Genomic DNA, 16,323 nt, shown 5'->3' on the forward strand with positions numbered 1-16,323 from the left:
GAATGCTACTGTAGCACTCCCCATCTTATGCCATATCCGCAGCACCGTGCGAGCTAAACTCGCAACATACCAGACTATGCACTACGCCTGATAGAAACCGGGAAACGAAAAAGGACACTTGCGTGTCCCTTCATGTTCTATTTCGATGAAAATCAATCACCTTGTGTCATCGTCCACGATTACCCAGCAATCTTCAGGATATGGGCATTAGCACTGCTCAGCGCCATATTGTATGCATCATGCAGCAGCGCATGGCGCTCAGCTCGTACGTCCGCATTCGCCGGAGTGCGGAACAAGGATGTAGTCTTTTCCACAAATTTAAACTTTCCTTCATAGCCATAGCGCAACCACAAATTCCAGTCTTCCAATTGATCCAGTTCAAGATCAAAACCTCCCCAGCGAGCGTAAAGGCTTTTCTTGAAAAGAATCGATTGTATTGGAATGAAATTGTGACGCTTCATCACTTCGTAATCCCAAACCTGCCGAAAAACGGAAGGCGTATAGAGCAATTCCTCGACGTAAGAAGACTTGTCTTCACTAACGTTGGTAGTGACCTCGAAAGCCAGGCTATAGGCTGCGTCGAGAGAACTATCTGCATTCAGGCACTGCATCAGAATTTCGACATGGTCGGCGAACAACAAGTCGTCGTCATCCAGGAACATCAAATATTCGCCTGACGCAGCTGCCATTCCGGCATTACCCACGCCTGACCGTCCGATTTTTTCATTCATCAAAAATCTGACGTCCACCGTTGAAGGGGCAAACGCTGACAATGTCTCAACCAACGATTTCTGGGTATCACCGCCGTCTTCGGCGATGAGCAACTCGATATTCGGATACGTCTGATTGAAAACGCTTTGCATTGCCTGCTTGAGGAAAGCACCGCGTCCACGATAAGTACGTGTAATGATTGTCACCCGTGGAAGTACCTTGGAATGATCAATTGCCTGAACTTCCCAGAATGCCCCATCTCGGATGAGCTCATAGTCATAACCGCGGAGGGGAAACTTAGCATTGGCATCGCCGCGCCCTCCCAAAAAGTGCGGAATATTCCGGAGCAGCTTCGGAACATTTTTCAGCAGGAGTTTTTTCGAGCCGGTGAATTGCGACGGGTAGATAAACAACCCGGCATACAACACGAAAGCCATTATTCGATCCGACCACGAGCCGTACCGCAGGCGAATGTATGCATTACCAAGTACGCTACCCGTGAATTGCAAGGGCTTTATTTCCCCGGCCTCCTCGTAAGTGTAATGAATAACGGTCGCAGACGGCAGGTATTTAAGTGAATAACCGAAGGAACGAAGCCGATAAGAAAACTCCACGTCCTCACCGTACATGAAAATGGCATGGTCGTATCCGCCGCACCGCTCGTAGGCTTCCCGCTTCAAAAGAACGCAAGCGTGCGATGACCAATTGGTTTCCAATGTGACGGGGTCATAATACTTCGGATGTTCATAAGGAATCTGCCGAAACTCCCAACTCGCCGCAGAGGTATCTGCGTCATTCATCGCAGCGTGAACAGCTTTTTCAATCGAATCCGGTAGAAACTCCAGATCCAGATTTACAACCAGGCAAAAGCTGGAGCGTCCCGCTCTGATAGCTCGATCATGACCTGCGCCGAAGCCATTATTAGCCTGTTGAATAACTTCTACACTGGCGAATTTACTGGAATTAGTTTCGAAGTAGCGCTCAAAGAGTTCTAACGTGTTATCCGCAGAACCATTATCCACTACCTTCAAGTGTATCTTGGAAAGCGGAAAATTTTGTGAGACGAGCGTTGTGAGAAAATTCTCTACCCAGCGAGAGCTGTTGTATGAGACAACTGAAATATCAATTTCTGGCAATATTTCTACGGTCTGATCTGGACGAAAATTTGCACTTTCCAGGAAGCGCCGATTAGATAAGTCAGCCAAAGCATGCGCATTATTCTTGGAAATAGATTTATCCTGTACAACTCGCATTATCTTCAGTTTGGCAGATTGATAAATTGACCATACAGTCCTTAGCGCGGAAAACTTCAAATATATTGTACGAGCAAACTGCATAATGATCGCCACATCTCGACGCATAATCGCCCGACATAGATCACTTATGCGAGACATGTATCGACGATAATTACGCAGAGGCGTCGTTATGGCCCATGAATTACTGGCCAGCATTTCCTCGATTTGACGATTGCGCTCTTCCAGTTCTAGGGTAAGACGCTGAGATTCCGATGTATGCCGTTGGGATTCAGAAGACAGTTTCGATGTAAGTCGTTGAGATTCAACAGTCAGTTCGGAAGCAAGGCGCTCGGATGCTTGCACTGCATATTCAAGTTCATTGACCACCGCGTTTGCCAATTCGTTGGACCGAATCACCAATGCACGCGCCTTGGGATCCGACAGCACCTGTGAAAGCACAGCCACTTTGTCTACAGAAGGAATAAACGGTGCGGGCCTATCAGCAAAATCAACCGGAACACGGGCCATGCCACAGGTCAACGCTGCGCGCCGGGTGAAATTTTTCCAGCCAGCATCGTTAGCTATAAACTCGTGATCTTTGAAATGCGCGAAATACTGAGTAGGAAAAATCACTCGCCACGAAACGCTGTTTCCGAAAGCAGTCAAAAGTTCAAACTGGCCCTTAACTTCGTCTATTTCATCAGTTACCAATGCGATCACCGGCATACCGCGGGAATCATCGTAGGTCGTCAACAGCGAATTTAGAGCGACTTCACAGACATCCTCTGGATTTGCGACAAATAACCAGTACCGCGTGGCAAGCGACAGAGCGATAACTTGCTCTAGTTTGCCCTCTTGATAACGAGTAACGGCAAAGTCGCTCGATATAGTCTCCGCAACCCGATTCGGCAACACCAATTGCACACTTGTCTTGTTTTCGATCAATGACAGTCTCGAAACAAGGTCCTGTACTGCTGCAGACTCAACAGACTCAGGGATAATCAACGTCAGTGACAAATCCTTAGCCAGGAGCCGGGAATCTGCTTCGTTGGCGACTCGCTCATCAGGTACGTAAGCTCTAACAAACTGGTACACGTCACAGCTTGGATCCAGCAGCGTTTTAAGCTGGCGCAAGTCATGGCCAAGCCCCCCATCCCTATTGAGAAGAACAGACGGTTGGTTTACGAATTGCTCGGTGAATTCCAGATGATAGTCATTGGCGGCAACTTGTTTCCACCCATTCTTTCGAGTCACAACCGATAAGTTGTCCTCGGTATACACAACGGTGTGGGTCTTGTCCAACAGGCCGGTGTTCAGATAGTTGAACGACCCCGCTAGCATCTTGACTGACACGTCTACATGAGACGAGTTGGGAACCGATAGAACCAATGATACTTTCTGCTCGGGCTTGAAAGAGTCCTTGATTCGGCTTAATAAACCACAGTCGTAATCCAGATGCTCGATGACGTCCAACATCGAAATGGTAATAACTGAGTAATTCTCACAAAGCGTTTTGAACTGAGCGATTGCCTGATCCCACTCGCTCAGGTTCAACTCATACGCCTCAACGCCGTTACTATGAAGCGCTCTGACACTTTCGGCATTTGCATCAAAGCCGACATAACGAGCACCTAGCTTTTCAATTTGTCGTGCGATAGCGGCGTAACCACAACCCAAGTCAAGATGGATGGCCCCGGTACATGTAAGATCTTTTATGAGGCTGACAGCGCTCGCGTAGACACTGACGGGTTCATAAGAGAATTCATATTTGTTATCCATTAGCTTGTAACTCAATGTCAATCATTGGAATGCCAACCAAACCCGTTGACACGCTGGTGCTGTGAGATTTAAAAGCAATAGCGTCATGCACCCAGCTATGGATGACGTGATTGTCTTGCGTGCCGTTCGCTATCGCGACACCAATCGTGTAATCACCTGAAGGCATAATTGGCATTCTGAACTTGAAGCTGGCAGTGAAATCTCTGCCACCGCAGACCTTTACCGAGTTCTCGACGAACGTCAGATAAGTGTTCTCACCGAACAAATGTTGGCCGTTCTTGTCTTTCACCAAAAAGCCGACGATCGGTTGATCGAGATCGATTTCCGCATGTGCTTTTACCACTAGCACAACTAATTCCCCACCGACAAACCAAGACACTGGTCCGCCTCCATCATCGGTGAGATAGACATCCACAACATGCGCCTTGCTCAGGCCGAATTTCTCGCCATCGCCCTTGAATCTGAAAATTTCGAGATCGTTTCTTATCGAGGAATGATTAATAAAATCCTGTCGGACGTCGCGGAAATCCTGCATTACTGGGGTGGAATGCACTTTCGGAGGAATCTCTAATGAAACGGAGCCAGAGGAAGCGTAATACTCGGCAAGGTAAGCCTGGCAAACAGACTTGGAGTCGCTGTAGGCCTTGCGATCACCGGCCTGGAGCCACACCGCCCGCTCACAAAGACTCATGACACTGCTAGTATCGTGGGTGACGAAAAGAATGGTGCCGCGCTTCTTGAATTCAGCCAGAAAGCGCATGCACTTTTGAGTGAAGAAGATGTCGCCGACAGCCAAGGCTTCATCGATAACCAGAATATCTGCATCAACATTGGCGATGACCGCGAATGCCAAGCGTACATACATGCCACTCGAATATGTTTTTACCGGTTGCTCGATAAACTCGCCGATTTCGGCAAATTCCAATATCGCTTCGTAGCGTTCGTCAATTTCGCTTTTCGTCAAGCCGAGAATCCCGGCATTCATGTAGACGTTTTCACGTCCGCTGAACTCTGGATTAAATCCCGACCCGAGCTCAAGCAGCGCGGCAATGCGCCCTGCGGTTTTTACACTGCCTTGGGTTGGCTGCAGTGTTCCACATATCATTTGTAACAGCGTCGATTTACCACTGCCGTTACGACCGATAATGCCCACGGTTTCGCCTTTTTTCACTTCGAACGAAACATTTCTTAATGCCCAGAACTCTCGGAAGTACTGCTTCTGTGCTCTACCTGCGGCACGCCGAATAGGAGGCATAACAAATTGCTTCAGGCGATCCCGAGGCTGGTCGTATATTTGATAGCACTTACTCAGATTCTCGACCTTGATAGAAATCTCAGAGGACATCAGCGAACCCCTTGCGTGTCTTCTGGAACCAGGCGAAGCCCAACCACGCGATGATTAAAGTAATGATCAGATAGATACCGAGGATCTTGAAATCGGGAATATTTCCCCAGAACAGCACGTCTCGTGTCTGTTCGATGACAGGCGTCAACGGGTTCAGATAGAGCAAGCCTCTGTAGCGCTCCGGCAGTGCAGTGACAGGATAGAAAATTGGAGATAGGAACATCAGAGTACTGGTCACGATGCCAACAAATTGCGCCGCGTCACGCAGGTACACGCCTAATGATGCGAGCGCCCAGCTGACACCCATGACGAAGAAAATCAATGGCAGCAAGACTAAGGGCAAATACAGCACTGTAAGGTGAGGTACACCAAAGAAAATAATGTAAGCCAACATCCACACGCTCAGACTGATCGCACCATGAAAAAGGGCCGACCCCATATTCACCCAAGGCAAAACTTCAAGGGGAAATACCACTTTCTTTACGTAGTTTGGATTACCAAGGATAACACCGGGTGCTCGGTTTACACACTCCGCGAATAGACTGAAAACCATTAATCCCGAGAACAATATGAGAGCAAACTCCGTCTTCGAGTCGCTACCACTTCCCCAGCGCGCCTTGAAAATAACGCTGAAAAAGAACGTATATACTAGCAACATGAACAGCGGATTGAGGAATGACCAAATAATCCCCATGAACGATCCGCGGTAGCGACCAAGAACATCACGCTGTACAAACGACTTGATCAGGTTTCTATGCCGCCATAAGCTCGCGATAAGCTCCGTCGGTGTTGCTGAGAAATTTTGCATCAAATACTCACTCCGTGATTCGCAGACGGGCAACCGTTAAAAAATCCATAACATGGCTACCATGCGCCCCACCCGTGTCGTTGAGCTCAGATCTGGTGAGGAGCTGAACACGTTGCGATTCCGAGAATGTCATACTGAACACTGCGTGCTCGAGTCCCCGTAAAAATCGCCCATTTCCCGAAAACATCATAAAACTCTCCGCGCGTACCATCTTTCACAACACCGCATGCGCCCTGCTCGGTCATCAAACATTCTGGTTAATTGTTTTCACTCGCCCTTCAACATCCACGGAGGCAGCCCCGTGATCATCTGGGGACTTGCCGGCGAAGCGACTCTTATCCTTTGGCTTGAACTTCAAGATACGTTTTTCAATCAGGTGCCATGAGCAGTAGCCGAGTAACAGAGTGATCAGCACGGTGACAAACAAGTACATGCCGTAAGAGATGTTCGGATACTTCAGCAATACGAACTGTTGCACAGGGAACGCGTATATATAGACACCATAAGAGCAGTCACCCACTTTGTTGATCAGTGTTCCCAACGAGCTGCTGGACAGACCGTAGGCCAAAACTACATAGGGCAAGGTAAGCCACAAGACGATGGTGGAGATCGGGGCGTAAGGGGCCAACAAGATAGTCGCGACAACCATTACGCAAACGCCGGAGAGATTGAACCAACGCTCGAGTCGCCATTTTGCGTAGCAACCGCCGATCAGAAAGTAGATACCAGTTAGGAAAATCTGGCGCACATCAGTGCCGTAGACAACCTTCATGGAAGCATCGCGCCAAACCCAGAACACAACAGCCATTGCGAACAGCGCCGTCGCCACAGCATAGACCCAGCGGCTACTGCGAAAAAACAGCCCTAGCGCCATAACGACTAAATACATGAAGAACTCGACAGGCAGGCTCCACAACGAACCGTTTACAGCGTTGGCTACCCTGGCTTGCTCAAGCACACCGGGCAGGTAAAACACCGGGTTAAGGATGATGTTTTTCAGATAAGGCCAGAACTGCGGGTGAGCAAAGTATTCTCTGGTCGTTAATGTTGTAAACATCGGCCCCAGAATAAACATGCTGATCAGCACAACCACGATCAGCGCTGGAAAAATCCGCAGTGATCGCTTAATTAGAAAGTTGGCGGCTGAAGGCGTGAAATCCCAGCTCTTGACGATCAGATAACCGCTGATTATGAAGAAGATGTCGATACCCAGGCCCCCGTAGGAGGTCAATCCCAGAAATCCGGCAGGTGGATTGCCATAGAAGGCGAACGAGTGTGCGTAAAGAACCATCAACGCAGCAATCAGCCGAAGCAGGTTTAAATTATTATCCTTATGCTGCATTTAGTACTGCTCCAACACTTATTAACTGATCAACATGAAATTGACTGGATTGTCACGAAAGGCACTGAAAAGGGATTTATAAGTCGACCATCAGGATGCATGACGCCTGCGCTTTCGTTGCCTCCCCGTACGGGGTCGCGAATCATAGCATTATCCGATACAAGCTCCCACGCCCGGCCTGGCCTCACGAGATTGGCGGCTTTTCCCGAGTGCCGGCCTTGAATCGAATAGCCAACCAGAACAGCGGGATATAAGCGGCGATCAGCCCGGCCACTCCTGGCACAACGCCCAACGCCACCACGACCGCCCACGGCATCAACCAGCAGAGGTTCAATCCGGTTACCGCCAGGGTGACTGCCTTATGGCTTTTAAAGTGTCGCGCCGCGTATTGATAGGCATGACTGCGATGGGCCTGATAGACCTTTTCACCGTTGAGCAGTCGCCTGCACAGAGTCAAGGTTGCATCAACCACGAATGCGCCAAGAAGAATGACCCAGCTCCACAACAGCTCTGGTAAACGGGTTGCCGCATCCAGCGACAGAATCCCGAGGGCAATGCCCAAAAAACCGCTGCCGGCATCCCCCATGAAGATTCGTGCGGGTGGGTAGTTCCAGCACATAAAACCACCAACCGCCGCACTCATCGCCAGCACGCCCCAGATTGGCTCGACTTCGCCGATCAACGCGTAAACCAGTGCAATGCCCAAGCACACACACAGCGCCTCGGCACTCGCCAGCCCGTCAATGCCATCCATAAAATTATAGAGATTGAGCATCCAAACCAGATAAACCGCCGCAATTGCATGGCCCATCCAACCCAGATCAATGGTGCCGTTCAACACCGCAATAGGAGCCAGCCCACCCAACCAGAACAGAGCCCAAATCGCCGCAAGAAAATGTCCGAGCAACCGCCATCTTGCAGCGATGTGCCCATGATCGTCGGCAAAGCCGATCAGTGCAACCAGCAACCCACTGCCTGACATGGCGGCCAGCGCAGCATGATCCATCAACCCCAGCCAGCCGAAAATGGGTAGGGCCAAGAGGAAGCCGAAGACAATAGCCACTCCCCCCCCTCGAGGGGTCGCTACCGAGTGCGAACTGCGCTCATTGGGAATATCCATCAGACTTTTGGACAACGCGTAATGTCGCATCCCCCAAGTCGACACCCAAGACAGCAGGAAAATGGCAAGAAGCAACAAACCACCAATAATCATTTATGCCTATCCAAAAAATGGCCTGCTGTACGACGCATGGCAATGTCCACATCAATCGGCGGCACCCAGCCCAGCATCTCGCGGTTTTTACTGATATCCACCTGCAACGATTCACAGACTCGCTGAGCCACAGCGCGCTTGCCCACGGCGGCTGCACAGACCAGCAGCAGCAACGAAGGAACAGGCAGCAAGCGCGCCTTTTTCCCTAAGGCCGAAGCCAATCGACGCAGCAGGCCAGGTGTCGAAAAATCACTGCCGTCGCTAACCAGAAAGGTTTGCCCAGCCGCAGCCGGGTGACCGAGACAGGTCTCGATCAACGAGACCAGATTGCCAAGCGCGACCATGCTGCGTTGGTTGCGAATGCCGCCTAAGGGCAGAACCATTCCCCTGTCGAGCCAGTTGAGCAGACTGAGAAAATTGGCCTTTACTCCGGGGCCATAAACCAGTGGCGGGCGAATGATCACAATCTCCATTCCGGTTTCACTGCCAAGCAACCGCAACGCGTGCTCCGCTTCGAGCTTGGAAATCCCATAAGGATCCTGCGGTTCCGGTATATCCTGCGCCGTGAAAGGACGTCCGGGAGGCGTGCTCTCACCATTGACCTTGATTGAGCTGATGAAAACGAAACGCTTGACCCCGGCTTGGGCAGCCGAGCGGGCCAATTGCAGGGTGCCATCGACATTTATGCGACGAAATTCGGCCAATGCATCGTCCGCAGTTTCTTGCATGACATGTACTCTGGCAGCCGCATGTACGACGATGTGTATACCGACCAACTGCGCAGGCGAGGTTGCTCCCAGTTCAAATCGCACAATAGGACACAAACCGAGTAGACGCGTACCGCCACGCACAGCCGCTACCGGCGCAAACTTTCGCCCTAGCAGCAAGTGCATTACCAGCGCCTCGCCGACAAATCCGCTCGCCCCGGTCACCCAGACTCTTGGCGCGCTCATTGTGCGGATTTCCCGGCAAGGGCTGTCGCCCAGCAGATGAGGAAAAACAACACACGATCCCTGATCCGGCGACGACAGCGCCAAGCCGAAAACGAAAGCCTGATCAATTGCCAACGACGCAGTGGTAGCCACGAGCCGACGAAGGGGTCGCCAGCTTGCCCCGTCAGGCGTGCGATCAACGCAACCTGGGTGAACCACCAGCCATCGTGAATGGTTTTATAACGGGCAATCATCGTATTGAGGCCAGTGTTCGCCCCAACCTGGTTACGTTCGTGTTGTCGATATTCCATCGAAGGATGGGGATCGATATACCAGCGAAAGCAGTGGCTGCGAGCGAAGGCGTAACAATACCAATCGTGCAGGCTGACTTTTTGCAACTCACTCCATTGCATCAACATCGAATGTTTCATCGCCCGCACCAGCGGTGCACTCAGCACATAGGTACAACCCGGGCCGGCCGCTTCGAAAAGGAAATCCCAGCGCGTCTGAGGTTGCGCCTTGTTGAGCAACTGAGCCCTGCCGTTTTCCCAGAACGCGGTGACATTGCTAGAGTACGCATCCACGCCACGCTCTCGCATCAAGGAGATCGCCCGCTCAAGTTTGTCCTCATGCCAGACATCATCCTGATCGGCGAAGGAGACATAGTCATACTCTTGCAAGTCCACGTCGCGGATCAGCCGGAAAAAATTGCGCGATGCCCCGCCGAACCGAATACCCGCCGGTAACAGAAAGAGATTAGTATGTCGGGCGGCGCAATCTGCGCACCATACCTCCGTACCATCGTCAGAGGCATCAACACTGATGTAAATGGTGATCTGCACCGCGGATTGAGCGAGGATTGAAGCCAGTTGCTCTTCAATCCATTGCATTCCGTTGTAGGCAGCCAGCAAAACTGCAACCCGGGGAGTTGTTACTGGCATTCCATTCCTGCTTGCACGGTTCTGAGAAAGTGAACGGGACAACGGATCTCAGCGAGTGCTGGAATCCAGGAGTTTCTGCAGATACTGTCCATAACCGGTTTTCTTCAGGCTGTCGGCCTGCTTGGCCAGCTGTTCGGCGTCAATCCATCCGCTATTGAAAGCAATCTCTTCCAGGCACGCAACTTTCAAGCCTTGGCGCTGCTCGATGGTGTGGACGAAGTGACTGGCCTCCAGCAAGGAATCGTGCGTGCCAGTATCAAGCCATGCGAAACCACGACCCAGCATTTCAACATTCAGTGATTTCTGTCCAAGATAGGCACGATTGACGTCAGTGATCTCAAGCTCTCCACGCTCTGAAGGTTGAATGCCCTTGGCAATCCGAACCACCTGATTGTCGTAGAAATACAGGCCAGTTACCGCGTAGCTGGATTTCGGCTTCAGCGGCTTCTCTTCGATGCTCAGCGCACGGCCGGAGGCATCGAACTCGACAACACCAAAACGTTCCGGATCGGAAACGTGATAACCGAATACCGTTGCGCCTCGCTGCTGGTTGGTCGCTGAACGCAGATTGTCGGAGAAATGCTGACCGTAAAAAATGTTATCGCCCAGTATCAAACAGCAAGGATCATTGCCGATGAATTCTTCGCCAATGATAAAAGCCTGCGCCAAGCCATCGGGACTTGGCTGTTCGGCATAAGTCAATTTGATGCCATACAGACTTCCGTCCCCCAGAAGCTTGCGGAAACAAGGCAAGTCTTCAGGGGTAGAAATAATCAGAATCTCGCGCATCCCGGCGAGCATCAGCACTGACAACGGATAAAAGATCATCGGCTTGTCGTAGATCGGCAGCATCTGCTTCGACACGCCGAGAGTCAGCGGGTGCAGACGCGTACCTGAGCCGCCGGCGAGGATGATACCTTTACGATTTGTCGTGGTCATTTGTTCAAAACTTCCCTAAGCATTCGGGTTACACCACTTTGCCAATCCGGCAAGTGTAGAGAAAAATTGTCGCGCAGCTTCTGAGTATTCAAACGTGAGTTCAGTGGGCGACGCGCAGGAGTAGGATAGGCAGTAGTCTCGATAGGATTGACTGTTGTCACAGCCAATTCCTCGCCTTGGGATTTTGCGAAGTCAACGACATGACTGGCATAGCCATGCCAGGACACTTCACCGGCAGCGGCTAGATGATAGAGACCGGCCAGCTCTGGACGCCTCAGAACTTGCTGGATAGCCAACACCGTTACATCAGCAATCAGATCAGCCCCTGTCGGCGCTCCGATCTGATCCGCAATCACGCTCAACGCTTCGCGATCTTTCGCTAAGCGCAGCATGGTCTTCGCAAAGTTGTTGCCGCGAGCTCCGTAAACCCAGCTAGTACGGAAGATCAGATACTTACAACCCGACGCGATAATTGCCTGCTCGCCGGCGAGCTTGCTGGCGCCGTAATGGTTCACCGGCGCAACAGCGTCTGTCTCCTGCCATGGCATGACGCCATGGCCATTGAAAACATAATCGGTCGAGTAGTGAACCAGCCATGCGTCCAGCGATGCGGCTTCTTCCGCCATCACGCCACTCGCAAAACCGTTCACGCGATCCGCCAACTCCGTTTCCGACTCGGCCTTGTCAACCGCTGTATAGGCAGCGGCATTAACAATAACGTCGGGCTTCACCTGACGAATTGTTGCGCGCAAGGCTTCTAGATTGGACAGATCACCACAGAGGCCATCGACAAGATGACGATCAAGAGAGACGAGGTCGCCAAGCGGAGCCAGGGAACGTTGCAGCTCCCAGCCCACCTGACCGTTCTTTCCTAGAAGCAGGATCTTCATGCTTTGCTCGAGCGATCCGCATAGTTCTGATCAATCCACTGCTGGTAGCTACCGCTCTTCACGTGCTCTACCCACTCGGTGTTAGTCAGATACCACTCGACAGTCTTGCGAATGCCAGTCTCGAAAGTCTCTTCCGGTGTCCAGCCCAGTTCACGCTGAATCTTGCTCGCATCGATTGCATAACGCACGTCATGCCCAGGACGATCCTGAACATAGGTAATCAAGCTGGCATGAGGACGATGAGCAGAATCAGGACGCAATTCATCGAGCAACGCGCACAGGGCATGCACTACTTCGATGTTTTGTTTTTCGTTATGACCGCCGATGTTGTAAGTCTCACCGATCACACCTTCGGTCACGACTTTGTACAACGCACGGGCATGGTCTTCGACGTACAGCCAGTCACGAACCTGGTTGCCTTTGCCGTACACCGGTAGCGGCTTGCCTTCCAGTGCATTGAGGATGATCAGCGGGATCAGCTTCTCTGGGAAGTGGCAAGGGCCGTAGTTGTTTGAGCAGTTGGTAACCAGTGTCGGCAGGCCATAAGTGCGGGCCCAGGCACGGACCAGATGGTCGGAGCTGGCCTTGCTTGCCGAGTATGGCGAGCTTGGCTGGTAAGGCGTGGTTTCGGTGAAGAGGTCTTCCGGACCTTCGAGGTCTCCGTAAACTTCGTCGGTCGAAATGTGGTGGAAACGGAAGTTGGCTTTGCGCGTGTCATCCAGCGCAGCCCAGTAGTGACGCGCGGCTTCGAGCAGCGTGTAGGTGCCGATGATGTTGGTCTGGATAAACTCGGACGGGCCGGAGATCGAGCGGTCAACGTGGGATTCTGCGGCCAGGTGCATGATTGCATCAGGTTGGTGTTCACGCAGAACGCGGTCGATCTGATCACGATCGCAGATATCGACGCGCTCGAAGGCATAACGCGAATTCTGGCTGACTTCTGCCAGGGACTCCAGATTGCCAGCGTATGTCAGCTTATCGACGTTAACGACCGCATCGGAAGTATTGGAGATGATGTGACGGACGACTGCCGAGCCAATGAAGCCGGCGCCGCCGGTAACTAGAATTTTCACGCGAAACGATACCCTTGAGCTGCGGACAGCGCTGCCAGCGAGCGCGGTCTAATCCATGAATGCAGAGGCCACTATCAGTTGGCATCCGTCAGAGTCAGTCTGAATCGACATGCAATACGGCACGATCGAACAAGGGACGCATTTTACAGCTTAATGATGCTTTTACTAATGGATAAAGACAGGCTGAGGCGCAATTTCGACAGATGCCGTGCGCCTGTCGCCTTTAGACCAGTCGCTTGCGTGCAGCTCTGGACGAGCGTCCAAGAAACCAGCCCAAAATTGGACCGATGAGCATGCCGATCAGCAACGCCAACACTGCAATAACCGACACCGGCAGTTGTGGGCCGGCAAAACCCAGAAACAAAAGCGAAACCGATTGCTGGTTTTCCAGCACAAACGCCAGAACTACCAGAACCATCAGCAGAAGAAAAATGCCAAGCAGTATGCGTTTGAGGTTACGCATTCACGCCCCCTTGAATTTGAATAGCGAAGATCAAGCGCCCTCCTCCTCTTCCTCATTCACGCGGTCACGCAATTCTTTACCCGGCTTGAAGTGCGGAACGAATTTACCGTCCAGACTTACCGACTGGCCGGTCTTTGGATTGCGGCCGACGCGCGGTGCGCGGTAGTGCAGGGAGAAGCTGCCGAAACCACGGATCTCGATACGATCACCGGTGGCGAGGCACTGAGACATTTGTTCAAGCATGGTCTTGATGGCCAGCTCCACATCTTTGGATGAGAGTAGCCCTTGATGGGTGACAATTCGTTCGATCAACTCCGACTTCGTCATATTTTTCCCTTCTTTTTCAAGCAGCTAGATCAGCGCTTGAAGGTTTTAGCATGCCCGGAAGATTTTGAACAGCCCAGGGATTGACATATCTTTCCCTGCGTCAAAACGCCCATTTTCAGGGCATCGCATTGGCGCGTCGGATCACTACGAGCCTAACGACACATCACCAGCATGGTCCGGGTTACGAAGCCCGCCGGATTAAAGCCAAACGGGTATTCGTCTTCATCTTTGGCATCGTCAGAACGGGTGATGACCTTGTAGCCCTTGCCTTTGCACTCCTTCGCTGCACGCTTCTGGCACTTTTCCCAACCGGACCCCAAGCCGGAGCAATCGACCTCGATACCACTGACGCCGCGCACCGCATGGGTTTTCGCACTGGTGGTGCAACCTGCCAACACCAAGACCACTGCAACAACAAGTAACTTGTTCATCCACTTCCTTATGCCAGGCAAGCCCGACGACTAATGCTCAAGACCAAGCTTAGTCGCGAATAGGCGATTGATCCGATTAAAGAAACAGACCCGCAGGCGTCAGCATTGGTTTCATGCACGCACGTACAAAGACCAAATCGCAGACACAAAAAAGGGCGACCGAAGTCGCCCTTTTTCATGATCAAGCAGAACTCAGTTCTGTTTGGCCATTGCTTGACGCAGCAGTGCCGCCATAGTGGTGTCAGCTGCTTCGCCTTCCGGAGCGGTTTTCAGGCTCTGGATGGCTTCTTTCTCTTCAGCATCGTCTTTCGACTTGATCGAGAGCTGGATTACGCGGCTCTTGCGATCAACGCTGATGATCTTGGCTTCAACTTCCTGGCCTTCTTTCAGAACGTTGCGCGCGTCTTCAACGCGGTCACGGCTGATTTCGGAGGCTTTCAGGGTAGCTTCGATGTCGTCGGCCAGAACGATGATGGCGCCTTTGGCGTCAACTTCTTTCACGGTACCGGTCACGATAGCGCCCTTGTCGTTAACCGAGACGTACTCGGAGAACGGATCGCTTTCCAGTTGCTTGATGCCCAGGGAGATGCGCTCGCGCTCTGGGTCAACCGACAGGATGACGGTATCCAGCTCGTCGCCCTTCTTGAAACGACGCACGGCTTCTTCGCCCACTTCGTTCCAGGAGATGTCGGACAGGTGAACCAGACCGTCGATGCCGCCGTCCAGACCAATGAAGATACCGAAATCGGTGATCGACTTGATGGTGCCGGAGATCTTGTCGCCCTTGTTGAACTGGCCAGAGAAGTCTTCCCATGGGTTCGACTTGCACTGCTTGATGCCCAGGGAGATACGACGACGCTCTTCGTCGATGTCCAGAACCATGACTTCCACTTCGTCGCCGACTTGTACGACTTTCGAAGGGTGGATGTTCTTGTTGGTCCAGTCCATTTCCGAAACGTGTACCAGACCTTCAACGCCTTCTTCCAGCTCAGCGAAGCAGCCGTAGTCGGTCAGGTTGGTTACACGAGCGGTAACGCGAGTGCCTTCTGGGTAACGGGCTTTGATAGCAACCCATGGATCTTCACCCAGTTGCTTCAGACCCAGGGAAACACGGTTGCGTTCGCGATCGTATTTCAGAACCTTGACGTCGATTTCGTCACCAACGTTGACGATCTCGGAAGGATGCTTGATGCGCTTCCAGGCCATGTCGGTGATGTGCAGCAGGCCGTCCACGCCACCCAGATCGACGAATGCGCCGTAATCGGTGAGGTTTTTGACGATACCTTTGACTTGCTGGCCTTCCTGCAGGGATTCCAGCAGAGCTTCACGCTCGGCGGAGTTCTCGGCTTCGAGGACGCTGCGACGGGAAACGACAACGTTGTTGCGCTTCTGGTCCAGCTTGATGACCTTGAATTCCAGCTCTTTGCCTTCCAGGTGCGTGGTGTCGCGCACTGGACGGACGTCAACCAGGGAACCTGGCAGGAACGCACGGATGCCGTTAACGTCGACAGTGAAGCCGCCTTTAACCTTACCGTTGATAACGCCCTTGACCACTTCCTCGGCTGCGAAGGCTGCTTCCAGAACGATCCAGCATTCAGCGCGCTTGGCTTTTTCACGGGACAGCTTGGTTTCGCCAAAGCCGTCTTCAACCGAATCCAGAGCAACGTGAACTTCATCACCAACGTTGATGTTCAGTTCGCCAGCATCGTTGTAGAACTGCTCAAGCGGGATGAGTGCTTCAGACTTCAGACCAGCGTGAACGGTTACCCAGCGAGCCTGGTAATCGATATCAACGATAACACCGGTGATGATGGAGCCTGCCTGAAGGTTCAGGGTTTTCAGGCTTTCTTCAAAGAGTTCCGCAAAGCTTTCGCTCATTTTAATTCCTGTAGAT

Annotated in this window: 14 protein-coding genes; all 14 read right to left on the reverse strand. The window is 52.0% G+C overall.

Features of this window, described 5'->3' with window-relative positions; translation table 11 throughout:
* Positions 1 to 179: 179 nt before the first annotated feature.
* The gene (locus AC4IHP_RS13650; RefSeq protein ID WP_490831913.1) at positions 180 to 3,725 is read right to left on the reverse strand and encodes a glycosyltransferase; all 3,546 of its coding nucleotides are present in this window, start codon (positions 3,723 to 3,725) and stop codon (positions 180 to 182) included.
* The gene (locus AC4IHP_RS13655; protein WP_406226923.1) at positions 3,718 to 5,070 is read right to left on the reverse strand and encodes an ABC transporter ATP-binding protein; all 1,353 of its coding nucleotides are present in this window, start codon (positions 5,068 to 5,070) and stop codon (positions 3,718 to 3,720) included. Before AC4IHP_RS13655 ends, AC4IHP_RS13650 begins: the two co-directional genes overlap by 8 nt.
* Positions 5,060 to 5,878, reverse strand: coding sequence for an ABC transporter permease (locus tag AC4IHP_RS13660; protein ID WP_490831914.1), 819 nt, complete (start codon positions 5,876 to 5,878; stop codon positions 5,060 to 5,062). The genes AC4IHP_RS13655 and AC4IHP_RS13660 overlap by 11 nt, the downstream gene beginning before the upstream one ends.
* A gap of 244 nt (positions 5,879 to 6,122) precedes the next feature.
* A complete protein-coding gene (locus tag AC4IHP_RS13665) occupies positions 6,123 to 7,220 on the reverse strand; it encodes an acyltransferase family protein (protein WP_490831915.1) in 1,098 nt (365 codons plus the stop codon).
* A gap of 184 nt (positions 7,221 to 7,404) precedes the next feature.
* Positions 7,405 to 8,433 (reverse strand): MraY family glycosyltransferase, encoded by a 1,029-nt coding sequence (locus AC4IHP_RS13670; RefSeq protein ID WP_181424948.1) that lies wholly within the window; start codon positions 8,431 to 8,433, stop codon positions 7,405 to 7,407.
* Complete coding sequence (locus tag AC4IHP_RS13675; protein WP_110601595.1) at positions 8,430 to 9,386, reverse strand: NAD-dependent epimerase/dehydratase family protein; 957 nt, start codon at positions 9,384 to 9,386, stop codon at positions 8,430 to 8,432. Before AC4IHP_RS13675 ends, AC4IHP_RS13670 begins: the two co-directional genes overlap by 4 nt.
* Entirely contained in the window at positions 9,383 to 10,306 is a 924-nt protein-coding gene (locus AC4IHP_RS13680) for a glycosyltransferase (protein WP_490831916.1), read from the reverse strand. Before AC4IHP_RS13680 ends, AC4IHP_RS13675 begins: the two co-directional genes overlap by 4 nt.
* A 48-nt stretch (positions 10,307 to 10,354) precedes the next feature.
* Positions 10,355 to 11,245 (reverse strand): glucose-1-phosphate thymidylyltransferase RfbA, encoded by an 891-nt coding sequence (rfbA, locus tag AC4IHP_RS13685; RefSeq protein WP_490831917.1) that lies wholly within the window; start codon positions 11,243 to 11,245, stop codon positions 10,355 to 10,357.
* Complete coding sequence (gene rfbD, locus AC4IHP_RS13690; RefSeq protein ID WP_490831918.1) at positions 11,242 to 12,135, reverse strand: dTDP-4-dehydrorhamnose reductase; 894 nt, start codon at positions 12,133 to 12,135, stop codon at positions 11,242 to 11,244. The genes rfbA and rfbD overlap by 4 nt, the downstream gene beginning before the upstream one ends.
* On the reverse strand, positions 12,132 to 13,208 hold the full coding sequence (gene rfbB, locus AC4IHP_RS13695) for a dTDP-glucose 4,6-dehydratase (protein ID WP_490831919.1): 1,077 nt from the start codon (positions 13,206 to 13,208) through the stop codon (positions 12,132 to 12,134). The genes rfbD and rfbB overlap by 4 nt, the downstream gene beginning before the upstream one ends.
* A 223-nt stretch (positions 13,209 to 13,431) precedes the next feature.
* Positions 13,432 to 13,671 carry a LapA family protein gene (locus AC4IHP_RS13700; RefSeq protein ID WP_490831920.1) on the reverse strand — a complete coding sequence of 80 codons (240 nt, stop codon included), beginning with the start codon at positions 13,669 to 13,671 and terminating at the stop codon, positions 13,432 to 13,434.
* A gap of 30 nt (positions 13,672 to 13,701) precedes the next feature.
* Positions 13,702 to 13,998, reverse strand: a complete 297-nt coding sequence (gene ihfB, locus AC4IHP_RS13705; protein WP_007950920.1) for an integration host factor subunit beta — start codon at positions 13,996 to 13,998, stop codon at positions 13,702 to 13,704.
* 152 nt (positions 13,999 to 14,150) lie between these two features.
* Complete coding sequence (locus AC4IHP_RS13710) at positions 14,151 to 14,429, reverse strand: hypothetical protein (protein ID WP_490831921.1); 279 nt, start codon at positions 14,427 to 14,429, stop codon at positions 14,151 to 14,153.
* A 192-nt stretch (positions 14,430 to 14,621) separates the two neighbouring features.
* A complete protein-coding gene (gene rpsA / locus AC4IHP_RS13715) occupies positions 14,622 to 16,307 on the reverse strand; it encodes a 30S ribosomal protein S1 (protein ID WP_460120635.1) in 1,686 nt (561 codons plus the stop codon).
* Positions 16,308 to 16,323: the final 16 nt, after the last annotated feature.

The organism is Pseudomonas sp. UF-293, from assembly GCF_058245595.1.